The following is a 23,645-nucleotide window of genomic DNA, read 5'->3' as shown; positions in this document are numbered from 1 at the left end:
GACGATGCGCATTTCTACACAGCAGTATTACGACACCAGTGCCGTCAAGTATCAGAACAACTATTCCAGCGTTGTGAAGGCCCAGGAACAGGCGAGCTCCGGCGTGCGTGTACAGACCGCTTCGGATGATCCGGTTGCCGCCCAGCGCCTGCTCATGCTGCAACAGCAAAAAGACATGCTGGCCCAGTACAGCGGCAATATCACTAGCATTCAAAATACCCTGACGAACGAAGAAAGCGTGCTGGAGGCGATCAATACCACCATCCAGGCCGGCAGCCAGTTGGCGCTGCGCGCGGGTGGCGTGACCAGTGATGCTGACCGCAAGTCCATCTCGGTCGAGGTGGGCGCGCTGGAAAACCAGTTGCTGGGTTTGCTCAACAGCAAGGATGCGGCGGGCAACTATCTGTTCTCCGGTTCCAAGACCGACACGCCGCCGTACTCGCGCAACAATGATGGTACTTATAGCTATCAAGGCGACGAAAACGAGCTGAGCCTGCAGGTTTCCGAGACGCTGAAGGTGCGCACCAGCGATACGGGCAAGACCATCCTGGAAGGCGCGGTCAACACCAGCCGCACCCAAGCCACCTACACGACGCCTGCAACGGTGGATGACCACAAGGTCGCGATCTCGGCAGGCCTGGTAACGTCGGACATCGATTACACCAAGCAGTTTGCCGACGGCCAGCCCTATAAGGTGACCTTTACCAGTAGCACGCAGTACGTTGTGACCGACAAGGACAACAACGACATTACTTCGCAGCTTCCAGGTAATGGTACGTTCGACTCCACCAAGGAAGGCAGCGCCAGTATCAATGTACGCGGGGTCAAATTCGATATCACCGCGGACCTCACCGGCGTGGCCACCGGGCCGGATGCCGATGCGTTGGTTGCAGGGCGTGAGTTCACCCTGGCCGCCAAGCCGGACGCGTTCAATGTCTCTCGCACCGCAAGCAACACTTCGGCGGCGCAACTGACCAATGCCCGCGTCAGCAGTGCAGCCGACTACTCCAGTACGTTTCCCAACAGCGGCGTACTGATCAAGTTCGACGATGTCGACCCGACTGCTTATAAGGTGTATGCCCAGCCGTATACCCCCGACAGCAAGCCGATTGTCGATAATGGCGTGATCGTCAGCGGTACGCCGCCAGCCAAGGACACGATCACCGCTGCGGGTGTCACCTTCGAGTTGAGCGGTACGCCGAACACCGGCGATCAGTTTTCGGTCGGCAACACCACCCAGAAAACTCAGAATGCCCTCGACACCCTGAGCCAGCTGCGCCAGGCCCTGGAACAGCCGGCGGATGGTATTCCCGGTGCGCGGGTCAAGCTTCAGGATGCCCTGAACGCCGCGGTCAGTAACCTGACCAACTCGGCCGACCAGGTGGACAACGTGCGTGGCTCCATCGGTGCGCGACAGAATGCACTCACGGTGCAGTCCAGTGAAAACACCAGTGTCGGTCTGGCCAACAAGACCACGATGAGTGACCTGGCCAACATTGACATGGGCGAGGCAGCGATCAACCTGACCCTGCAGCAAACCATGCTGGAAGCCTCGCAGCTGGCTTTCGTGAAAGTCTCGCAGTTGAGCCTGTTCAACAAGATGTAAGTGGCGTCAAGTCAAGCGGCCCGCTCTGGAAACAGGGCGGGCCGCTGCCGTTTCTGGGACTTAATTGTTTGAAGGTTTTGCACAAAGCACACACAATTGAGTGACCTGTGAGTCATAAAGCGCATCTTCACTGTATCGTGTGAAAAGGATAAGTCGTCACAGGGTCCTTGCGGGGCGGCTTTCAGCGAGATTTTTATGGGGTTATCCCCTTTATTGTCAGCACTCCAGGCCACGTCTGGGGTGTTCTCCAGCTATTTAGTATTGGGAAGCCACAATGATTGGCATAAAAAGCATCGCCAGTTACGTGCCGGCAAACGGGATCGATAACTACGCCCAGGGTGCCAAGTTCGCCAAGGATGAAGAATTCATCATCGGCAAGATCGGTTCGGCGTTCCTGCCGCGCAAGGAAGCCGCGCAGGAAACCTCCGACCTGTGTGTCGAGGCGGTCAACGCTTTGTTTGCCAACAACCCGGATTTGAAGCGCGAGTCCATCGATGCCCTGATCGTCGTCACCCAGAACGGCGATGAAGAGGGTTTGCCCCACACGGCTGCGATCGTCCAGGACAAACTCGGCCTGCCCACCCACGTGGCGGCGTTTGATATTTCCCTGGGCTGCTCCGGCTACGTCTACGGCATCTACGCGATGAAGGGCTTCATGGAAGCCACCGGCCTGAAAAACGGCCTGTTGGTCACCGCCGACCCGTATTCGAAGATCGTCGACCCGGAAGACCGCAACACCACCATGCTGTTCGGCGATGCCGCCACCGCCACCTGGATGGGCGAAGACGCGCCGTGGTTGCTGGGCAAGTCCAAGTTCGGCACCGACGGTTCCGGCGCACCGCATCTCAAGGTCAGCGATGGCGTGTTCTTCATGAACGGTCGCCAGGTGTTCAACTTCGCCTTGCTCAAGGTGCCCGCGCATTTGCACGAGCTGCTCGACGAGTCGGACCTTGCGGCCGATGACATCGATGCGTTCTGCATTCACCAGGGCAGTGCGGCGATTGTCGACGCCGTGGCCCGTCGTTTCGAAGACGCGCCGGTGGAGAAGTTCATCAAGGACATGGTCGAGACCGGCAACACCGTGTCGTCGAGCATTCCGTTGCTGCTGGAAAAGCATGTGATGGACGCCACCTGGAAGCGCGTGGCAATCAGCGGTTTTGGCGTGGGCCTGTCGTGGGGATCGGCGATTCTCTATCGTCCGTGACGCTTCGATAGACTGCTTTCTGCGTAAAAGCAAACGCCGATGCTCGAAAGAGTATCGGCGTTTTTTATTTGGCGCCAGAAAACCCAATGAAATATGGGTTTTTGGCCGTCGTAAGCCCTTGAATTACAAGGGGTGGCACGGCGCCATTAAAAAAATCAAAAAAAATCCTCAAGCAACCGGCTACCACGACGATAACTATTACGTAGGTTCTCAGGCCACACCCGGCGGTTGCCAGGGCCGGAAGCCGCAGTATCCATCCAACGAGGATTTCGTCATGGCTTTAACAGTAAACACCAACATTGCTTCGATCACTACTCAGGGCAACCTGAACAAAGCCGGCGGCGCCCTGGCCACCTCCATGCAGCGCCTGTCTTCCGGCCTGCGTATCAACAGCGCTAAAGACGACGCAGCCGGCCTGCAGATCGCTAACCGCCTGACCAGCCAAATCAACGGCCTGGGCCAAGCAGTAAAAAACGTGAACGACGGTATCTCCATCGCTCAGACCGCTGAAGGCGCGATGCAGGCTTCGACCGACATCCTGCAAAAAATGCGTACCCTGGCTCTGTCTTCCGCGACTGGCTCCCTCAGCGCTGACGACCGTAAGTCGAACAACGACGAATACCAGGCCCTGACTTCGGAACTGACCCGTATCTCGCAAACCACTACTTTCGGTGGCCAGAAGCTGCTGGACGGTTCGTACGGTACCAAAGCTATCCAGGTTGGCGCTAACGCTAACGAAACCATCAACCTGAGCCTGGAAAACGTCGCAGCCAACAACATTGGTTCGCAGCAGATCAAAACCAAGGCCATCGTGCCTAGCGCAACTGGCCTGGCTGGCGGCGACATCACTGTTACCGGCAACGGTCAGACCAAAACCGTAACTTACGCTGCAGGCGCTTCGGCTAAAGACATCGCTGCGGGCCTGAACGGTTCGATCGGTGGCCTGACCGCTACCGCCAGCACTGAAGTCAAACTGGAAGTAGGCGCTGCCACTCCGTCGAACTTCAAACTGGCTGTAGGTAGCGGTAATGCTGTTGATTTCGTCGGCGTGAAGGACCTGGCCGGCCTGGCTGACCAGCTGAAATCGAACGCTGCCAAACTGGGCATCAGCGTTAACTACGACGAATCCAACAAAACCCTGTCGGTTAAGTCGGATTCCGGCGAAAACCTGTCGTTCTCTGGTGCTGATGCCAACGCCCAGACCAACATCCTGGTTGGCGCTAAAGACGGCGCTGGCGCATTCGCCACCCCGGCTGCTCTGGGTGCTGCTGCAATCGTTGTGACCGGTCAGGTTTCCCTGGATTCGGCTAAAGGCTACTCCCTGAGCGACGCTGGTACTGGTGTATCGGACTTGTTCTCGGCTGCTACCGTTTCGTCGACCAAGACCACTATCTCTAACACCGACGTGACCGACGCTACCAACGCTCAAAACGCGCTGGCTGTTATCGACAAGGCCATCGGCACCATTGACGGCGTTCGTTCGGGCCTGGGTGCTACTCAGAACCGTCTGACTACCACTGCAGACAACCTGCAGAACATTCAGAAGAACTCCACCGCTGCACGTTCCACCGTTCAGGACGTCGACTTCGCTTCCGAAACCGCCGAACTGACCAAGCAACAAACCCTGCAATCGGCCTCCACCGCGATCCTGTCGCAGGCTAACCAGCTGCCATCCGCTGTACTGAAGCTGCTTCAGTAATTCCAGCGCTTGGTAACTAACGGAAGGGCGCGTCTACGTGCCCTTCCGTTTTTTCGGTTTAGAGGAGATTGGACATGGACATGAGTGTAAAGCTGAACCAGTCTTATCCGCCGGTTGCACCTAAAAGCGCGCCTGCACCGATAGCAGCAACTGACAAAAGCGTCACCAAAGTCCAGGAAACGCCGGCCACAGGCAAAGAGCCTGAGCGTGCCGACCTGGAAAAAGCAGTCACTGATATTCGCGAATTCGTACAAGCGGCCCAGCGCAAACTGGACTTTTCCATTGATGACTCCACCCACCGTGTGGTGGTCAAGGTCATCGCCACCGACAGTGGTGAAGTGATTCGCCAGATCCCGTCGGAAACGGCATTGAAGCTGGCACAGAACCTTTCCAGCGCAAGCAACCTGTTGTTTGACGACAAAGTCTGAGCTGGCATGAAACTTGTTGCTGTCGTGGCTTGAGGCGTAATAAGTCAAGATAACGGCAGCCACCGAACAGGAGATAGATGATGGCGGGTTCAACGGTAAGTGGTATCGGTTCGAATATCGATACGCAAGCGATCGTGACATCCTTGGTTAACGCCGAAAAGGTGCCCAAGCAGACGCAGATCAATACCGCGTCCGCGAAAGCGACCACCACGCTGTCTTCGATCGGCAAGGTTCAAGCTGCACTGGATGCGTTTCGTGGTGCCCTGGACTCCATGACCAAGGACAGCAGCTTCACCGGTTTGACCGGTTCGTCCTCGGATGAAAAGACGGCGACCATGACGGCCAGCAATACGGCCTCGAACGGCAGCTTCCGGCTGATCGTCGACCAACTGGCCCAAGCGTCCAAGCTGTCGAGTAAAAACTTCAGCGGTGGCACCTCGACAGTGGTCAACACCACTGATAAGCCGACGACGCTGACCATCAGTCAGTCCGGCAAGGCTTACGATCTCAGCGTTCCAGCCGGCGCGACCCTGCAGCAGGTACGTGACTCGATCAATACCCAGTTTGGTACTTCGGGGCTCAGTGCCAACATCCAGACCGACTCCAATGGCTCTCGATTGATCCTGACGTCGACCAATATGGGGACGGGCTCGGACCTTACGCTGTCTGGCACCTCGGGGCTGGATGTGGGGGCCACGGTCGTTGATCCGCCCAAGGATGCGCTCTACAGCATCGATGGTGTTTCTTCTGTGTCCAAGTCCAACACCATCACTGGTGCTCTTAGTGGCGTGGATATCAAGCTGGTAGCTGCGTCGACTTACAAAACGGGCAGTACGGTTGAAAAGAACGCCACGCTCATCACCGTCAGCACCAACAACACGGCGCTCAAGTCCGGGGTCAAGGGGTTCATTGATAGCTACAACGCCCTGATCACGGCAATGAACGCTGAAACCAAGGTCACCACGAACCTGGACGGCAGCACCACGGCGGCAGCGTTGACGGGTGACTCGACCATGCGTTCGTTGCAGAGCACGATCCGTAACGAGTTCAACGCGCTGTCGGGCACTGGTGCCTTCAAGTCCCTCGCTCAGTTCGGTGTGACCACCAGTTCGAGTACTGGCCTGCTGGCGATTGATGACAAAAAGTGGGATGCGGCAGTTAAAACCAACGCCGCCGACATCAACAGTATGTTTAGTGGCAAAGACGGCATGCTGGCGCGGATGAAAAGCGCCACGGATGACTTCGCCAAGGCAAGCACCGGGATCCTGGCGACGCGCTCTACCTCCTTGTCGAACACGTTGAAGGATCTGACCAAGGATCAAGCCACGCTCGACGAGCGCATGACCCTGCTCACCAGCAGCCTGTCGGCCAAATACAACGCCATGGACACCCTGGTCGCCCAATTGCGTCAGCAAAGCACCAGTGTCATGACCACACTCAATGCGTTGAACAACGTCAAAACCAATTCTTGATCCCCTGCTGATGCAAAAAGGCCAGGCAAACTGCCTGGCCTTTTTTTATCGAAGCCCGACTGGCCCTAAAGCTTTTCGCGAGCCAGTCGACATATTGGTTACTAGAATCCTTTTCGCTGTCGCCTGTCACGAGGTAGAAACATGAATCCCATGAGAGCCCTTCGCCAATACCAGAAGGTCAATTCCCATGCTCAGATCTCCGAAGCCAGCCCTCATCGCCTGGTGCAGATGCTGATGGAGGGCGGGCTGGACCGCATGGCCCAGGCCAAGGGTGCGCTGGCGCGTGGCGACATCGCCCAGAAGGGCCTGATGCTGGGCAAGGCCATCGATATCGTGATTGGCCTGCGCGACGGCCTGAATGCTGAAAAGAGTGACAACCCGGCTTACGTCCAGCAGTTGGAAAGTCTGTATGCGTACATGACCAACCGTCTGATGGAAGCGAACCTGCATAACGATGCCGACATGATCGACGAAGTCGCCCGTTTGCTGATTACCGTGAAAGAAGGCTGGGATGCCATCGCCGCGCCACAGGCTGCAACCGAGTAAGGCGCAGCAGAGAAGGGCCTGAGGGCCTTGAGGAATACGTCATGAGCCAAGCACTGCAACGCATTGATGAAACCCGTGAAGCGCTGATCGGCGCGCTGGCAGACCGTAACTGGGACGCCATTGGCGAGCTGGACATGGGCTGTCGCAACGTGATCGACGAGGTGCTCAGCGAAGCGCCGGTGGATGAGGATGCGTTGCGTGAAAAGCTTGAGAGCCTGTTGGCGGTATACCAGCAGTTGCTTGAGGTGACGACGGGCGAGCGCCAGGCGATTTTTGAAGAGATGTCGCAGATCAACCAAGCGAAAAATGCGTCAAAGGTTTACCATTTGTTCGGCTGAACAGACGCAGTTAATCCGAACGGCGCGTCATAAATTTGACCGTGCCAGCTTTTTTGACTTAACTAGTGCTGTTTTCAGATTTCAGACGTCTATAAAGTAAGAAGTCTTACGGCCGTCTCGATTGCCCTTACACTGGGCAGAGCGTTTTACTAGGGAAGTTGCTATTGCATGTGGCGTGAAACCAAAATTCTGCTGATTGATGACGATAGCGTCCGCCGCCGCGATTTAGCGGTGATTTTGAATTTTCTTGGCGAAGAAAATCTGCCCTGCGGCAGCCATGACTGGCAGCAGGTAGTCAGCTCATTGTCATCGAGCCGTGAAGTCATCTGTGTGCTGATCGGGACGGTAAACGCTCCTGGCGCTGTTTTGGGCTTGTTAAAGACACTGTCTACCTGGGATGAGTTCCTTCCGGTGTTGCTAATTGGTGATATTTCTTCCATCGAGTTGCCGGAAGACCAGCGCCGCCGCGTGCTTTCCAGTCTGGAAATGCCCCCCAGCTACAGCAAATTGCTTGATTCCCTGCACCGTGCCCAGGTCTATCGCGAGATGTACGACCAGGCCCGCGAACGCGGTCGCCACCGCGAGCCCAACCTGTTCCGCAGCCTGGTCGGCACCAGCCGTGCCATCCAGCACGTGCGCCAGATGATGCAGCAGGTGGCCGATACCGACGCCAGCGTGTTGATCCTCGGCGAATCGGGCACCGGCAAGGAAGTGGTCGCGCGCAACCTGCATTACCACTCCAAGCGCCGCGACGGGCCTTTTGTGCCAGTCAACTGCGGCGCGATCCCGGCAGAGCTGCTCGAAAGCGAACTGTTCGGCCACGAGAAGGGCGCCTTTACCGGGGCGATCACCAGCCGTGCCGGGCGTTTCGAGCTGGCCAACGGCGGCACCCTGTTCCTCGACGAAATCGGCGACATGCCGCTGCCGATGCAGGTCAAGCTGCTGCGCGTCTTGCAGGAACGCACCTTCGAGCGCGTGGGCAGCAACAAGACCCAGAGCGTCGACGTGCGCATCATCGCTGCGACCCACAAGAACCTCGAAAGCATGATCGAGGTCGGCAGCTTCCGCGAAGACCTGTACTACCGCCTCAACGTATTCCCGATCGAGATGGCCCCGTTGCGTGAGCGCGTGGAGGACATCCCGCTGCTGATGAACGAACTGATCTCGCGCATGGAGCACGAAAAGCGCGGCTCGATCCGTTTCAACTCGGCCGCGATCATGTCCCTGTGCCGCCACGGCTGGCCCGGTAACGTCCGTGAGCTGGCCAACCTGGTGGAGCGCATGGCGATCATGCATCCCTACGGCGTGATCGGCGTGGTCGAGCTGCCGAAGAAATTCCGCTACGTCGACGACGAAGACGAGCAACTGGTCGACAGCCTGCGCAGCGACATGGAAGAACGGGTCGCCATCAACGGCCACACCCCGGACTTCGGCTCCACTGCCATGCTGCCGCCTGAAGGCCTGGACTTGAAGGACTACCTCGGCAACCTCGAGCAGGGGTTGATCCAGCAGGCCCTGGACGACGCCAACGGCATCGTCGCCCGTGCCGCCGAGCGCCTGCGCATCCGTCGAACCACCCTGGTGGAGAAGATGCGCAAGTACGGAATGAGCCGCAAAGAAGGTGATGAACAGGCAGATGATTGACGCCTGTTTTCCAAGCCGCTGATATTTCAGCGGTTTTTTTTCGGCACAACTATTGCTACAGCCCTCGCAACGTTCCGTTTAACTGACGGTCAGCCAAGCGAGAGAGCATCATGCCCCACGCCGCCCAACTATCTTCCGCCCCTGCCATCCAGGGGCTGGTTCCGCCTGTCGAGCCGCCGACCCGCCAGGGTCTTGAACAGGCGTTCTCGCAGTTCAGCCAGATGTCGAGCCAGCTGACCGACTCCTACAGCCTGCTGGAAGCCCGGGTTTCCGAGCTGAAAGGCGAACTGGCCGTGGTCAGCGCCCAGCGCATGGAAGAGCTGGCCGAAAAAGAGCGCCTGGCCAACCGTTTGCAAAACCTGCTGTCGCTGTTGCCTGGTGGCGTGATCGTCATCGATGAAGAAGGCCGCGTGCGTGAAGCCAACCCGGCGGCCTGCGACATGCTCGGCCTGCCGCTGGAAGGCGAGCTATGGCGCCATGTCATCACCCGCTGCTTTGCGCCGCGTGAGGACGATGGCCACGAAATCTCCCTGAAGGACGGGCGCCGCCTGTCCATCGCCACCCGCTCCCTGGATGCGGAGCCGGGCCAGTTGGTGTTGCTTAACGACCTGACTGAAACCCGGCACCTGCAAGACCAGTTGGCGCGTCATGAGCGTTTGTCCTCGCTGGGGCGGATGGTCGCTTCGTTGGCGCATCAGATCCGTACGCCGTTGTCGGCTGCGTTGATCTACGCCAGTCATTTGACTGATGAGCAATTGCCCGCCGCCACGCACCAGCGCTTTGCCGGGCGCCTGAAGGAGCGCCTGCATGAATTGGAGCACCAGGTCCGCGACATGCTGGTGTTTGCCCGCGGCGAATTGCCGCTGACCGACCGCATCACCCCGGCCGAGCTGATGCAGGCCCTGCAAGCTGCGGCCGCTACCCATATTCAAGACGTGCAGGTGCGCTGGCAGTGCGACAGCCACCTCGGCGAGCTGCTCTGCAACCGCGACACCCTGGTGGGCTCGCTGCTCAACCTGATCGAAAACGCCACCCAGGCCAGCGGCCCCGGCGCGCGGCTCAAGGTGCACCTGTACAACCGCGAGCAAGCCCTGCGGCTGTGCATCAGCGACAGCGGCAGCGGTATCGACCCGGTGGTGCTCAAGCGCCTGGGTGAACCCTTTTTCACCACCAAGACCAACGGTACGGGCCTTGGCCTGACCGTGGTCAAGGCGGTGGCGCGTGCCCATCAGGGAGAATTGCAGCTGCATTCCCGTGTTGGGCGTGGCACCTGTGCATTGATGACCTTGCCGCTGTTTTCATGCGCGGCAAGCGCGGAGTAAGGATATGGCTATCAAGGTTCTGTTGGTGGAAGACGATCGCGCCCTGCGTGAAGCATTGGCTGACACGCTGTTGTTGGCGGGCCATGACTACCGGGCGGTCGGTTCTGCCGAGGACGCCTTGGACGCGGTGGAGCAGGAAGCCTTCAGCCTGGTGGTCAGCGACGTGAACATGCCCGGCATGGATGGCCACCAGTTGCTCGGACTGCTGCGTGCGCGCCAGCCGCAACTGCCGGTGCTGCTGATGACCGCCCACGGTGCGGTGGAACGTGCCGTGGACGCGATGCGCCAGGGCGCCGCGGATTACCTGGTCAAGCCCTTCGAGCCTAAAGCCCTGATCGAACTGGTGGCGCGTCACGCCCTGGGGGTAATCCCGGCCAACGAAGGCGAGGGCCCGATCGCCTTCGAACCGGCCAGTGCACAATTGCTCGAGTTGGCGGCTCGTGTGGCGCGCAGCGACTCCACCGTGCTGATCTCCGGCGAGTCCGGCACCGGTAAAGAGGTGCTGGCGCGTTATATCCACCAGCAGTCGACCCGCGCCCAGCAACCGTTTATCGCCATCAACTGCGCGGCGATCCCCGACAACATGCTTGAAGCCACCCTGTTCGGTCATGAGAAAGGTTCGTTCACCGGTGCCATCGCGGCCCAGGCGGGCAAGTTCGAACAGGCCGATGGCGGCACCATTTTGCTGGATGAAATCTCGGAAATGCCCCTGGGCCTGCAAGCCAAGTTGCTGCGGGTGCTGCAAGAGCGCGAAGTGGAGCGGGTGGGTGCGCGCAAGCCGATCCAGTTGGACATCCGTGTGGTCGCCACCACCAACCGGGACCTCGCCGGCGAAGTGGCGGCGGGGCGCTTTCGGGAAGACCTGTTCTACCGTCTCTCGGTGTTCCCCCTGGCCTGGCGCCCGTTGCGTGAGCGCCCGGCAGACATCATTCCATTGGCCGAGCGCCTGCTGAACAACCACGTCAAAAAAATGAAGCACGCCCAGGCGCGGCTATCGGCGCAAGCCCAGGCCTGCCTGGTGAGTTATCCATGGCCCGGCAACGTGCGGGAATTGGACAACGCCATCCAGCGCGCGCTGATTCTGCAGCAGGGCGGCCTGATCCAGCCCCAGGATTTCTGCCTGGCCATGGGCAGTGGCGCGGCGCCATTGCCGACGTTGGCGCCCGCGCCGGTGGTTGCAGAGGCTGAGTCTGCCGGTGCCCTGGGCGACGACCTGCGCCGCCGCGAATTCCAGATGATCATCGACACCCTGCGCGCCGAGCGCGGCCGGCGCAAAGAGGCCGCCGAGCGCCTGGGCATCAGCCCGCGCACCCTGCGCTACAAGCTGGCGCAGATGCGTGATGCCGGGATGGACGTGGAAGCGTATCTATTCGCCACGTAACCGGTAAGAAGGTCGACAATGTTTGTCGCCTTTTCTTACGAGCTGATGCGGATCTGGCACCCTTGTTGCTACCTCCCCTAGTAATCGCTGCGTAGTGTCAAAAAATTGCAGGTTGGAGAGAGAAGGTCATGAGCCAGGGTATTGAGTTCAATCGGTTGATGTTGGATATGCGCGCCATGCAGATGGATGCCATGGCTCAACCGAAATCCGTCGCGCCAGCGCCGGAATTGGGCCAAAGCAGCTTCGCCGACATGCTCGGCCAGGCCATCAACAAAGTCAGTGATACCCAGCAAGCTTCCAGCCAATTGGCCAATGCGTTCGAGATCGGCAAAAGCGGCGTGGACCTCACCGATGTGATGGTCGCCTCGCAAAAGGCCAGCGTTTCCTTCCAGGCCCTGACCCAAGTGCGTAACAAGCTGGTTCAGGCCTATCAAGACATCATGCAGATGCCGGTTTAAGGGCGAGATTTAAGTCATGGCAGAAGCAGTCTCCGACAACGTACCCGCCAAGACAGACGGCAAACCGCCGCTGTTTGGCCTGTCGTTCCTGGAAAACCTCTCGGAAATGACCATGCTGCGTCAGGTGGGCCTGATGGTCGGCCTGGCTGCCAGCGTGGCGATTGGTTTTGCCGTGGTGTTGTGGTCGCAGCAACCCGATTACCGGCCGTTGTACGGCAGCCTGGCGGGCATGGATTCCAAGCAGATCATGGAAACCCTCGCCGCCGCCGACATCGCCTACACCGTGGAGCCCAACTCCGGCGCCCTGCTGGTCAAGGCCGACGATGTGGCCCGTGCACGCATGAAGCTGGCCGCCGCCGGCGTGACCCCGTCCGACAGCAATATCGGTTTCGAGATCCTCGACAAGGACCAGGGCCTGGGGACCAGCCAGTTCATGGAAGCCACCCGCTACCGTCGTGGCCTTGAAGGCGAGCTGGCGCGCACCATTTCCAGCCTGAACAACGTCAAGGGTGCCCGCGTGCACCTGGCGATTCCGAAAAGCTCGGTGTTTGTGCGCGACGAGCGCAAGCCAAGTGCGTCGGTGCTGGTCGAACTGTTTTCCGGCCGCTCCCTGGAGCCTGGCCAGGTGATGGCGATCATCAACCTGGTGGCCACCAGCGTTCCCGAACTGAGCAAGTCGCAAATCACCGTGGTCGACCAGAAGGGCAACCTGCTCTCCGACATGGCCGAAAACTCCGCGCTGACCCAGGCCGGCAAGCAGTTCGACTACAGCCGCCGCATGGAAAGCATGCTCACCCAGCGCGTGCACAACATCCTGCAACCGGTGCTGGGCAATGACCGCTACAAGGCGGAAGTGTCTGCCGACGTGGACTTCAGCGCCGTCGAGTCGACCTCCGAGCAGTTCAACCCGGACCAACCGGCCCTGCGCAGTGAGCAATCGACCAGCGAACAACGTACCGCCAGCAATGGCCCGCAAGGTGTGCCGGGTGCCTTGAGCAACCAGCCGCCGGCCCCGGCCTCGGCGCCGCAAACCACCGGTGGCGCCGCAGCCACCGCGGGCGCGATCCAGCCTGGCCAGCCACTGTTGGATGCCAACGGCCAGCAGATCATGGACCCGGCCACCGGCCAGCCGATGCTCGCGCCGTACCCGGCGGACAAGCGTAACCAGTCCACCAAGAACTTCGAACTCGACCGCTCCATCAGCCACACCAAGCAGCAGCAGGGTCGCGTCAATCGCCTGTCGGTGTCGGTGGTGGTGGATGACCAGGTCAAGGTCAACGCCGCTGACGGTGCTGTAACACGTGCGCCGTGGAGCGCCGACGAATTGGCGCGCTTCACACGTCTGGTGCAGGACGCCGTTGGTTTTGACGCCAGTCGGGGTGACAGCGTCAGCGTGATCAACATGCCGTTCTCCGCCGAGCGTGGCGAAGTGATCGCCGAAGCGGCGTTCTACACCCAGCCGTGGTTCTGGGACATCGTCAAGCAAGTGCTGGGTGTGTTGTTCATCCTGGTGCTGGTGTTCGGCGTGCTGCGCCCGGTGCTCAACAACATCACCGGCAACGGCAAGAAACAACTGGCGGCCTTCGGTGGCAGCGATGTCGAGTTGGGTGGCATGGGCGGCCTGGACGGCGAACTGGCCAACGACCGCGTCAGCCTCGGCGGCCCGCAAAGCATCCTGTTGCCGAGCCCGAGCGAAGGCTATGACGCGCAGTTGAACGCAATCAAAAGTCTGGTAGCAGAAGACCCGGGCCGTGTGGCCCAGGTCGTGAAAGAGTGGATTAACGCAGATGAGTGATCGAGCCGCTGTTGCCAAGCTCTCCCGGGTCGACAAAGCCGCAGTCCTGCTGCTGTCGCTGGGGGAAACCGACGCCGCCCAAGTGCTGCGCCATATGGGCCCCAAAGAGGTCCAGCGGGTGGGCGTGGCCATGGCGCAAATGCGCAATGTGCACCGCGAGCAAGTCGAACAGGTGATGAGCGAGTTCGTCGAGATCGTCGGCGACCAGACCAGCCTGGGCGTCGGCTCCGACAGCTACATCCGCAAGATGCTCACCTCGGCCCTGGGCGAAGACAAGGCCAACGGCCTGATCGACCGCATCCTGCTGGGCGGCAACACCAGTGGCCTGGACAGCCTCAAGTGGATGGAACCGCGCGCGGTCGCCGACGTGATCCGCTACGAGCACCCGCAGATCCAGGCAATCGTGGTGGCCTACCTCGACCCGGACCAGGCCGGTGAAGTGCTTGGCCACTTCGACCATAAGGTGCGCCTGGACATCATCCTGCGCGTGTCGTCGCTGAACACCGTGCAGCCGGCGGCCCTGAAGGAACTCAACACGATTCTCGAGAAACAGTTCTCGGGCAACTCGAACGCCTCGCGCACCACCCTGGGTGGTATCAAGCGCGCGGCCGACATCATGAACTTCCTCGACAGCTCGGTCGAAGGCCAGTTGATGGACTCGATCCGCGAGATCGACGACACCCTGTCCGGCCAGATCGAAGACCTCATGTTCGTGTTCAACAACCTCTCCGATGTCGACGACCGTGGCATCCAGGCGTTGCTGCGCGAAGTGTCCTCCGACGTGCTGGTACTGGCTCTCAAGGGCTCGGACGAAGGCGTCAAGGAGAAGATCTTCAAGAACATGTCCAAGCGTGCCTCCGAGCTGTTGCGCGACGACCTGGAAGCCAAGGGTCCGGTGCGCGTCAGCGACGTGGAAACCGCGCAGAAAGAAATCCTCACCATTGCCCGCCGTATGGCCGAAGCCGGAGAAATCGTTCTCGGTGGGAAGGGCGGCGAAGAAATGATCTAAGGCGCTCCCCATGTCGAACAAAGATGAGGCGCCCAGCGATCTGATTCGCGCACGGGACGTCGGTGGGTTCGACATCTGGTCGTTGCCCAGCTTCGATCCGCATGTGCCCGAGCCCGAGCCGGAACCGGTTGAAGAGCCGCCGGTGGAAATGGAAGAAGTGCCGCTGGAGGAAGTCCAGCCACTGACCCTGGAAGAGTTGGAAAGCATCCGTCAGGAGGCCTACAACGAAGGCTTCGCCGCAGGCGAGAAAGACGGTTTTCGCAGCACTACCCTCAAGGTGCGCCAGGAGGCCGAGGCGGCGCTGAGCATCAAGCTGGCCAGCCTGGAGCGCCTGATGGGCAACCTGTTCGCGCCCATCGCCGAGCAGGATTCGCAGATCGAAAAATCCATGGTCGGCCTGGTACAGCACATCACCCGCCAGGTGATCCAGCGCGAACTGGTGCTGGATTCCAGCCAGATCGAAAGCGTGATGCGCGAAGCCCTCAAGTTGCTGCCCCTGGGCGTCGGCAATGTGCGGCTGTACATCAACCCGCAGGACTTCGAACAGGTCAAAGCGATGCGCGAGCGCCATGAAGAAACCTGGCGCATCGTCGAAGATGCGGCGCTGCAGCCCGGCGGTTGCCGGGTCGAGACCGAGCACAGCCGCATCGATGCCACGGTGGAAACCCGCATCAGCCAGATCATGGCCAAGCTGCTTGATCAACAACACGAGCAGGCGCTGAACCCGGCCGAGCCGGACCTGAGCGTGGACCTGGACGCCCCCGATGCGCCTTGATCGCACCAGCTTCGCCAAGCGCCTGGGCGGCTATGCCGAGGCCACCGAATTGCCCGGCCAGCCAATCCTCGAAGGGCGCCTGTTGCGCATGGTCGGCCTGACCCTCGAAGCCGAGGGCCTGCGGGCCGCCATGGGCAGCCGCTGCATGGTGATCAACGACGACAGCTACCATCCGGTGCAGGTCGAAGCCGAAGTGATGGGTTTTTCCGGCAACAAGATTTTCCTGATGCCCGTCGGCAGCCTGGCCGGCATCGCCCCCGGCGCCCGCGTGGTGCCCCTGGCCGACACCGGCCGCCTGCCCATGGGCATGAGCATGCTCGGCCGGGTGCTGGACGGCGCCGGTCGCGCACTGGACGGCAAGGGCGGCATGAAAGCCGAAGACTGGGTGCCGATGGACGGCCCCACCATCAACCCGCTCAACCGCAACCCCATCAGCGTGCCGCTGGACGTGGGGATTCGCAGCATCAACGGTTTATTGACGGTCGGCCGCGGCCAGCGTCTGGGCCTGTTCGCGGGTACGGGGGTGGGTAAGTCGGTATTGCTCGGCATGATGACGCGCTTTACCGAGGCCGACATCATCGTGGTGGGCCTGATCGGCGAACGGGGCCGCGAGGTGAAGGAGTTCATCGAACACAGCCTCGGCGAAGAAGGCCTCAAGCGCTCGGTGGTGGTCGCATCCCCCGCGGACGATGCGCCGCTGATGCGTCTGCGCGCGGCCATGTACTGCACACGCATCGCCGAATATTTTCGCGACAAGGGCAAGAACGTCCTGTTGCTGATGGACTCGCTCACCCGTTTCGCCCAGGCCCAGCGGGAAATCGCCCTGGCCATCGGCGAGCCCCCGGCCACCAAGGGCTACCCGCCGTCGGTGTTCGCCAAGCTGCCCAAACTGGTGGAGCGCGCCGGTAATGCCGAGGCCGGTGGCGGCTCGATCACCGCGTTCTACACCGTATTGTCCGAAGGCGATGACCAGCAGGATCCCATCGCCGACTCGGCGCGGGGTGTGCTCGACGGCCACATCGTGCTGTCGCGGCGTCTGGCGGAGGAGGGGCACTACCCGGCCATCGACATCGAAGCGTCCATCAGCCGGGTCATGCCGGCGGTGGTCACGCCGGAGCATATGGCCCGGGCGCAGCAGTTCAAGCAACTGTGGTCGCGTTATCAACAGAGCCGCGACTTGATCAGCGTCGGCGCCTACGTGGCCGGCGGCGACCGCGACACCGACCTGGCGATCGCCCTGCAACCGCAGTTGGTGACCTACTTGCGCCAGGGTCTCAACGACAAGATCAGCATGGGTGAAAGCGAAGCGCACCTGGGCTCGATCTTCGCTCCTGCGCCGGGCGGCTAAGCCATGGCCAACAGCCGCGCTGCACGCCTGGCCCCGGTGGTGGACATGGCCGAGAAGGCCGAGAAAACTGCGGTCCAACGCCTGGGGTATTTCCAGGGCCAGGTGCGCTTGGCGGAAAGTAAGCTGGGCGACCTGGAGCGCTTCCGTAGCGAGTACCAGCAGCAATGGATCGAGCGCGGCACCCAAGGTGTGTCGGGGCAATGGCTGATGGGTTACCAGGGCTTTCTCAATCAGCTCGAGACGGCCGTCGGCCAGCAGCGCCAAAGCCTGGCCTGGCACCAGAACAACCTCGACAAGGCCCGCGAGAGCTGGCAGCAAGCCTTCGCCCGCGTCGAGGGCCTGCGCAAACTGGTGCAGCGCTACATCGACGAAGCGCGGGCATTGGAAGACAAGCGCGAGCAGAAATTGCTCGACGAATTGTCCCAGCGCCTGCCGCGCCAATCACAATACTGACGGTGGCCCGCCTGCCACATTTGATCTGCCGTGTTGCTGGTATCCCATTCGCCTGCTACACCTTGTGTCTATGCCCATGACAAGGAAGCAGTCGCATGTCAATCGAGTCAGAAGTATCCCTGGACGGGAAGAAGTTGACGATCGCAATCAAGGGTCGGTTCGATTTCAGTAGCCACCAGACATTTCGTGATGCTTACGAGCGTTTCTACAAGGTCCCTGAGTCGTATGTGGTCGACCTGAAAGAAACCACTTATATGGACAGTTCGGCCCTGGGCATGCTCCTGCTGTTGAGGGACCACGCCGGCGGCGAGGAGTCGGAGGTCCAGGTGATCAACACCAACTCCGATGTGCGCAAGATCCTCGCTATCTCCAACTTCGACAAATTGTTCGACATCAATTGAGCGCCCTGGCCCCCGCGGTTGAGCCGCTGACGATCCTGATCGCCGAAGACAGCGCCGCCGACCTGCTGTTGCTGTCGACCATTGTGCGACGCCAGGGGCACCAGGTGCTCACTGCAACCAATGGCGAGGAGGCCGTTGAGCTATTCGCGCGCGAGCGCCCGCAACTGGTGTTGATGGACGCGATCATGCCCGTGATGGATGGCCTGACCGCCGCGCGGTGGATCAAGCAGTTGGCGGGGGAGGAACTGGTGCCGATCATCTTCCTCACGTCCCTGCGCGAGAGTGCCGCCCTGGCCGAGTGCCTGGATGCCGGCGGCGATGATTTCCTGCCCAAGCCCTATAACCAGTTGATCCTGGCGGCCAAGATCAACGCCATGGACCGCCTGCGCCGGCTGCAGGCGACGATGCTGCAGCAGCGCGACCAGATCGCCCGGCACCATGACCACTTGCTGCATGAGCAGCGGGTGGCCAAGGCGGTGTTCGATAAAGTCGCCCATTCCGGCTGCATCAACGCGGCGCCGAATATCCGCTACCTGCAATCGCCCTATGCGCTGTTCAACGGCGACCTGCTGCTGGCGGCGTATACGCCGTCGGGCGACATGCACGTGCTGCTCGGCGATTTCACCGGCCATGGCCTGCCGGCGGCGGTGGGCGCCATGCCCCTGGCGGAAGTGTTCTACGGCATGACTGCCAAGGGCTACGGCCTGGCGCAGATCCTGCGGGAGATGAATGCCAAGCTCAAGCGCATCCTGCCGGTGGACATGTTCTGCTGCGCCACCCTGCTGTGCCTGAGCACGCAGCGGCGGGTGGTGGAGGTGTGGAACGGCGGCATGCCCGAAGGCTATGTGCATGAAGTCGCCAGCGGCAGGCGCACGCCGCTGCAGCCGCGGCATTTGCCGTTGGGGGTGCTGTCGGCTGAGGCGTTTGATGATCGCACCGAGGTCTGGCCCATGGCCCTGGGTGACCGCGTGTTCCTGCTCTCCGATGGTGTGCTGGACACCGCCGACGCCAATGACCAGCTGTTTGGCGTCGAGCGCTTGCAGCAGGTGTTTGCCGCCAACCGTGAGCCCGACCGGCTCTTCGACGACATCGAGCGCGCCCTGGCGGCTTTTCGCGGTGAGGCGCGGGACGATGTCAGTCTGGTGGAAATCATCCTGCAACCCGGGCAGCCGCTGCGTGCGACCGGGCTGCTGTATGCCGACAGCGGCCAGACATGCCCGCTGGATTGGTCGGTGAGTTTCGAATTTCGGGCCGAAACCCTCAAGCGTTACAACCCCTTGCCCTACCTGCTGCAACTGCTGCTGGAGATCCAGGGGCTGCGCGAGCAGAGCGGGGCGCTCTACAGCGTCATGGCCGAGTTGTATTCCAATGCGCTGGAACATGGCGTGCTGGGCCTGGACTCGCGGCTCAAGCGCGATGCCCAGGGTTTTGCCGAGTATTACCGCCAGCGCAATGACCGCCTGGCGCAGTTGAGCAGTGGCTATGTGCGCGTGCATGTGCAGGTGGTGCCCACCGAGGCGGGCGGCAAGATGACCCTGCGCCTTGAAGACAGTGGGCCAGGGTTTGACGTGGAGCAGGTGCTGGCCCGGCCGCTGGACATCGATGGCCTGTCCGGTCGAGGCCTGAGCCTGGTGCGTCAACTGAGCAGCCAGGTGCGCTGGTCCGACGGCGGACGCAGTGTCTGCGTAGAGTTTTGCTGGGGGGCTCTGGCATAATCCGCCGATTCTTGATCAAGGAGCGAGCAAGTGGCTGAGATTCATATGGACCCGGACGTGTTGTCGGGTTTGCAGGAGGTCATGGAAGGCGAGTATCCCAAGTTGCTCGATACCTTCCTCGATGACTCCCAGAAACGCGTCGAAGCGCTGCGCAAGGCGCGGGACGACGCCAAGGCACTGGGGCGTATCGCCCATAGCTTCAAGGGCAGCAGTGGCAATCTCGGCGCAGTGCGGTTGGCGCACCTGTGCCAGCGCTTGGAGGCGGAGTCCGCTGAGGCCGCGGCGGACCTGGGGGCGCTGGTGGACCAGATCGATCATGAGTTTGCCTTGGTGAAGCCGATGTATGAGTCGGAACGGCAGCGGTTCCAGATTTGATTCCATCCTTGTGAAAACCTGGCCCGACTCTTGCTCTACCTCCTGATACTGCATCCCCGATCCCCATGCAGTGGAGACCTTTACCTATGCCAGTCGCCCCGAATTCGCTTCTCCAGGCTGCCCCTGCGGCAAAGCCTCAAGCGCCTGCCGTCAATCCACCGGCAGTGGCTGCGGACCCACGGGACAAGGGCCCTGGCTTCGCTCAGGTGTTCGCCAGCCAGGGTTCCAAACCCACGGTCAAGGCTGATGACAACTCGGCCAAGCCCACGCGGGACAAGCCTGCCGATGCCAGCGCCAAGCCTGCGGCGGGCAACGACAAACCTGCCGCCGCCACGCCAGCGGTTGCCGATAGCGGCAATACCTTGCCTGCCAAGCCTGCGGCATCGTCCGACGACACTGCCAGCAAGGATGACGCTGCACCTGTGGATCCGGCCCTGGCGCAGCAGCCTCCCGTGGATCCGGTGGTCGACCCGGCATTGATTGCCACGGTCACCCCGGTGGTGGTGCCGGTGCCGGTGGAAACCCCGGCCCCCGCAGCCGCTGCCAAGGATGACAAGGCCGCACCCGTGGTTGCAGCGCCAATCGCAGCGACCGAGGACGCCACGCCGGCCTTCGACCCTGAGGCCGATCCCCTGGACGCCATGCCGGCCGTACGCCTGGCAATGGAGCAGGGTGGGCACGTGTCGGCCAGCAGCCAGGCACCGGCCAAAACTGCCCCGCCGACCACCCAGGACCAGCCAACCGCCGCGCAGAACTTTGCCGCCGGCCTGGCCACCATGGTCGACCAGCAAGCCACCAAGGACAGTACGGACCAGGGTGGCGACAAGGCCTTCAGCGGCTTGATCGAAGGCGGCCTCAAGGACTTGAAAGAGGCCGGCAGCGACACCCGCGTCGATGACTTCGCCAACCGCCTGGCCGCATTGACCCAGGCGGCCACGCCGAAAACCGCGAATGCCTTGCCGCCGGTGACGAATGCGCCGCTGGCCATGCATCAGAGCGGCTGGACCGACGAGATCGTCAACCGCGTGATGTATCTCTCCAGCGCCAACCTCAAGTCGGCGGAGATCCAGTTGCAACCGGCCGAACTCGGGCGCCTGGACATCAAGGTCAACATGACCGCCGACCAGCAGGCCCAGGTCAACTTCATGAGCGCCCACCCGGTGGTGCGTGAAGCCCTGGAAAGCCAGTCCGGTCGCTTGCGCGAGATGTTCGCCCAGCAGGGCATGGGCCAGGTGGATGTGAACGTGTCCGACCAGTCCCGTGGCCAGGAGCAGCAGCAACAGCAGGCGCAGACGGGGGCGTTAGTCGCAGCGGACGGGGGGGCGACAGCGGCGACAGCGGCAGCCACATTGAAGTGGCCGAAGCCGTGGCGCCCGTGACTTCGACGGTGATCGGCTCCAGCGCCGTCGACTACTACGCCTGATGTGAGCCTGGCATAGGCCAAAATGTGGGAGCTGGCTTGCTGTGGTGGGTTGGCTTGTTGTGGTGAGCGGGCTTGCCCCGCGCTGGACTGCGCAGCAGTCCCATTGTCGGTGAACAAGCCCACCCACCACAGCCCCCCCTTTCCACATTTTTTTGTGGCGTTCCTCTGTCTGCGTTCAGCCAGACAACTCTGGCATAACACTTGCTCTTGCCTTTCCGTAGATCTATGAATCCCCGAATAGTGACGGATTATTGGCATGGCGAAGAGCGACGACGCAGCAAAAGCACCCGCACCCGCACCCGCAGGCAAAGGCAAGCTCAAGCTTATCCTGATGATTGTCGTAGGCCTGCTCCTGGCCATCGGCGCCTCGGTGGGTGGCACCTGGTACATCATGCACAGCAGTGCCAGCAAGCCGGCACCTGCCGCCGAAACCGCCACTAACGCCAAGCAACCGGCGATCTTCGAGCCGATGCTTCCGGCCTTTGTCGCCAACTTCAACCAGAACGGTCGTCAACGCTACCTGCAGGTGAGCATCACCTTGCTGGCGCGTAACCAGTCGGACCTGGATGCCCTCAAGGTGCATATGCCGGTGATCCGCAACAACCTGGTGATGCTGTTCTCCGGGCAGAGTTTCGACACCCTGGCCACCCCGGTGGGCCAGGAAATGCTGCGCCAGAAGGTCACTGCCAGCGTGCAGGAAGTGGCCCAGAAGGAGCTCGGCAAAGTCGTGATCGAGCAGGCGCTCTTCACTAATTTCGTATTGCAGTAGGATCACCCCATGGCCGTGCAGGACCTACTGTCCCAGGATGAAATCGACGCGCTGTTGCATGGCGTCGACGACGGTCTGGTACAGACTGAAATGGCTGCCGAGCCCGGCAGCGTCAAAAGTTATGACCTGACCAGCCAGGATCGCATCGTCCGTGGACGCATGCCGACCCTTGAGATGATCAACGAACGTTTCGCCCGTTACACCCGGATCAGCATGTTCAACATGCTGCGCCGCTCGGCGGACGTGGCGGTGGGCGGCGTGCAGGTGATGAAGTTCGGCGAGTACGTGCACTCGCTGTACGTGCCCACCAGCCTCAACCTGGTCAAGATCAAGCCATTGCGCGGTACCGCGCTGTTCATCCTCGACGCCAAGCTGGTGTTCAAGCTGGTGGACAACTTCTTCGGCGGTGACGGCCGTCACGCCAAGATCGAAGGCCGTGAATTCACCCCTACCGAATTGCGCGTGGTGCGCATGGTGCTGGAGCAGGCCTTCATTGACTTGAAGGAAGCCTGGCAGGCGATCATGGAAGTCAATTTCGAGTACATCAACTCGGAAGTGAACCCGGCCATGGCCAACATCGTCGGGCCGAGCGAGGCCATTGTCGTGTCCACGTTCCACATCGAGCTCGATGGCGGTGGCGGCGACCTGCACGTGACCATGCCGTATTCGATGATCGAGCCGGTGCGCGAAATGCTCGACGCCGGTTTCCAGTCCGACCTGGACGACCAGGACGAACGCTGGGTCAAGGCCCTGCGCGAAGACCTGCTGGATGTCGACGTGCCGCTGAGCGCTACCGTGGCCCGGCGCCAGTTGCGCCTGCGGGATATTTTGCACATGCAGCCGGGGGACATTATCCCGGTCGAATTGCCGGACGAAATGATCATGCGCGCCAACGGCGTGCCGTCGTTCAAGGTCAAGCTGGGGTCCCACAAGGGCAACCTCGCTTTGCAAGTGGTTGAGCCGATCAACCGTCGCTGATCCCTATTTATGAATGTTTGCTCCGCCGAGGACATGTAATGGCTACCGAACACGAAAACACTTCCGCCGAAGACCAGGCCCTGGCTGACGAGTGGGCTGCGGCCCTGGAAGAGACCGGCGATGTTGGCCAGGACGATATCGACGCACTGCTGGCCGCCGACGCCGCCACTGCGCCGGTGGGTAACCGCTTGCCCATGGAAGAATTCGGCAGCGTGCCGAAGAACAACGATCCGGTGACCCTCGATGGGCCGAACCTGGACGTGATCCTCGACATCCCGGTGTCGATCTCGATGGAAGTGGGCAGCACCGACATCAACATCCGCAACCTGCTGCAACTCAACCAGGGCTCGGTGATCGAGCTGGATCGCCTGGCCGGTGAGCCACTGGACGTGCTGGTCAACGGCACCCTGATCGCCCACGGCGAAGTGGTGGTGGTCAACGAAAAGTTCGGCATCCGCCTGACCGACGTGATCAGCCCAAGCGAACGCATCAAGAAGTTGCGCTGA

22 protein-coding genes and 1 pseudogene are annotated in these 23,645 nt (G+C 61.1%); all 23 read left to right on the top strand.

Annotation, left to right across the window (positions count from 1 at the left end):
• Positions 1–4: 4 nt before the first annotated feature.
• Positions 5–1,606 (top strand): flagellar hook-associated protein 3, encoded by a 1,602-nt coding sequence (locus NIBR502773_RS06845; RefSeq protein ID WP_141155702.1) that lies wholly within the window; start codon positions 5–7, stop codon positions 1,604–1,606.
• 274 nt (positions 1,607–1,880) lie between these two features.
• A complete protein-coding gene (locus tag NIBR502773_RS06840) occupies positions 1,881–2,810 on the top strand; it encodes a ketoacyl-ACP synthase III (RefSeq protein WP_141155701.1) in 930 nt (309 codons plus the stop codon).
• Positions 2,811–3,084: 274 nt separating this feature from the next.
• Positions 3,085–4,509: a flagellin gene (locus NIBR502773_RS06835; RefSeq protein ID WP_027603842.1), complete on the top strand. Its 1,425-nt coding sequence runs from the start codon at positions 3,085–3,087 to the stop codon at positions 4,507–4,509.
• 74 nt (positions 4,510–4,583) lie between these two features.
• The gene (locus tag NIBR502773_RS06830; RefSeq protein ID WP_027603843.1) at positions 4,584–4,937 is read left to right on the top strand and encodes a flagellar protein FlaG; all 354 of its coding nucleotides are present in this window, start codon (positions 4,584–4,586) and stop codon (positions 4,935–4,937) included.
• An 80-nt stretch (positions 4,938–5,017) separates the two neighbouring features.
• On the top strand, positions 5,018–6,409 hold the full coding sequence (gene fliD, locus NIBR502773_RS06825; protein ID WP_141155700.1) for a flagellar filament capping protein FliD: 1,392 nt from the start codon (positions 5,018–5,020) through the stop codon (positions 6,407–6,409).
• A 141-nt stretch (positions 6,410–6,550) separates the two neighbouring features.
• Positions 6,551–6,955: a flagellar export chaperone FliS gene (gene fliS, locus NIBR502773_RS06820; protein WP_065924954.1), complete on the top strand. Its 405-nt coding sequence runs from the start codon at positions 6,551–6,553 to the stop codon at positions 6,953–6,955.
• A gap of 41 nt (positions 6,956–6,996) precedes the next feature.
• Positions 6,997–7,293, top strand: a complete 297-nt coding sequence (gene fliT / locus NIBR502773_RS06815; protein ID WP_027603846.1) for a flagellar protein FliT — start codon at positions 6,997–6,999, stop codon at positions 7,291–7,293.
• Between the two features lie 168 nt (positions 7,294–7,461).
• Positions 7,462–8,937: a sigma-54 dependent transcriptional regulator gene (locus tag NIBR502773_RS06810; RefSeq protein ID WP_065940566.1), complete on the top strand. Its 1,476-nt coding sequence runs from the start codon at positions 7,462–7,464 to the stop codon at positions 8,935–8,937.
• A gap of 110 nt (positions 8,938–9,047) precedes the next feature.
• Positions 9,048–10,259 (top strand): PAS domain-containing sensor histidine kinase, encoded by a 1,212-nt coding sequence (locus NIBR502773_RS06805; protein ID WP_141155699.1) that lies wholly within the window; start codon positions 9,048–9,050, stop codon positions 10,257–10,259.
• Between the two features lie 4 nt (positions 10,260–10,263).
• The gene (locus NIBR502773_RS06800) at positions 10,264–11,640 is read left to right on the top strand and encodes a sigma-54 dependent transcriptional regulator (RefSeq protein WP_141155698.1); all 1,377 of its coding nucleotides are present in this window, start codon (positions 10,264–10,266) and stop codon (positions 11,638–11,640) included.
• Between the two features lie 128 nt (positions 11,641–11,768).
• Positions 11,769–12,098: a flagellar hook-basal body complex protein FliE gene (gene fliE, locus NIBR502773_RS06795; protein WP_010208741.1), complete on the top strand. Its 330-nt coding sequence runs from the start codon at positions 11,769–11,771 to the stop codon at positions 12,096–12,098.
• A gap of 16 nt (positions 12,099–12,114) precedes the next feature.
• A complete protein-coding gene (gene fliF / locus NIBR502773_RS06790; protein ID WP_027603850.1) occupies positions 12,115–13,893 on the top strand; it encodes a flagellar basal-body MS-ring/collar protein FliF in 1,779 nt (592 codons plus the stop codon).
• Positions 13,886–14,902: a flagellar motor switch protein FliG gene (gene fliG / locus NIBR502773_RS06785; RefSeq protein WP_017527617.1), complete on the top strand. Its 1,017-nt coding sequence runs from the start codon at positions 13,886–13,888 to the stop codon at positions 14,900–14,902. Before fliF ends, fliG begins: the two co-directional genes overlap by 8 nt.
• A gap of 10 nt (positions 14,903–14,912) precedes the next feature.
• Positions 14,913–15,677 (top strand): flagellar assembly protein FliH, encoded by a 765-nt coding sequence (fliH, locus tag NIBR502773_RS06780; RefSeq protein ID WP_115486758.1) that lies wholly within the window; start codon positions 14,913–14,915, stop codon positions 15,675–15,677.
• The gene (gene fliI, locus NIBR502773_RS06775; RefSeq protein ID WP_027603852.1) at positions 15,667–17,025 is read left to right on the top strand and encodes a flagellar protein export ATPase FliI; all 1,359 of its coding nucleotides are present in this window, start codon (positions 15,667–15,669) and stop codon (positions 17,023–17,025) included. The genes fliH and fliI overlap by 11 nt, the downstream gene beginning before the upstream one ends.
• Positions 17,026–17,028: 3 nt before the next feature.
• Positions 17,029–17,478, top strand: a complete 450-nt coding sequence (gene fliJ, locus NIBR502773_RS06770; protein WP_115486759.1) for a flagellar export protein FliJ — start codon at positions 17,029–17,031, stop codon at positions 17,476–17,478.
• A gap of 95 nt (positions 17,479–17,573) precedes the next feature.
• On the top strand, positions 17,574–17,879 hold the full coding sequence (locus tag NIBR502773_RS06765) for an STAS domain-containing protein (RefSeq protein ID WP_141155697.1): 306 nt from the start codon (positions 17,574–17,576) through the stop codon (positions 17,877–17,879).
• Positions 17,876–19,594, top strand: coding sequence for a fused response regulator/phosphatase (locus NIBR502773_RS06760; protein ID WP_092355184.1), 1,719 nt, complete (start codon positions 17,876–17,878; stop codon positions 19,592–19,594). Before NIBR502773_RS06765 ends, NIBR502773_RS06760 begins: the two co-directional genes overlap by 4 nt.
• A 30-nt stretch (positions 19,595–19,624) precedes the next feature.
• Positions 19,625–19,969 carry an Hpt domain-containing protein gene (locus tag NIBR502773_RS06755; RefSeq protein WP_065940558.1) on the top strand — a complete coding sequence of 115 codons (345 nt, stop codon included), beginning with the start codon at positions 19,625–19,627 and terminating at the stop codon, positions 19,967–19,969.
• Between the two features lie 86 nt (positions 19,970–20,055).
• Positions 20,056–21,392, top strand: a pseudogene (locus NIBR502773_RS06750) (flagellar hook-length control protein FliK).
• A 256-nt stretch (positions 21,393–21,648) separates the two neighbouring features.
• A complete protein-coding gene (fliL, locus tag NIBR502773_RS06745) occupies positions 21,649–22,161 on the top strand; it encodes a flagellar basal body-associated protein FliL (RefSeq protein WP_141155696.1) in 513 nt (170 codons plus the stop codon).
• Between the two features lie 9 nt (positions 22,162–22,170).
• On the top strand, positions 22,171–23,139 hold the full coding sequence (fliM, locus tag NIBR502773_RS06740; RefSeq protein ID WP_027603859.1) for a flagellar motor switch protein FliM: 969 nt from the start codon (positions 22,171–22,173) through the stop codon (positions 23,137–23,139).
• 38 nt (positions 23,140–23,177) lie between these two features.
• Positions 23,178–23,645 carry a flagellar motor switch protein FliN gene (gene fliN, locus NIBR502773_RS06735; protein WP_098478955.1) on the top strand — a complete coding sequence of 156 codons (468 nt, stop codon included), beginning with the start codon at positions 23,178–23,180 and terminating at the stop codon, positions 23,643–23,645.

Source organism: Pseudomonas sp. NIBRBAC000502773, assembly GCF_006517195.1.
GTDB classification, from domain to species: domain Bacteria; phylum Pseudomonadota; class Gammaproteobacteria; order Pseudomonadales; family Pseudomonadaceae; genus Aquipseudomonas; species Aquipseudomonas marginalis.
The sequence above is the reverse complement of the archived record's forward strand: the minus strand, read 5'-3'. Positions and strand labels throughout refer to the sequence as shown.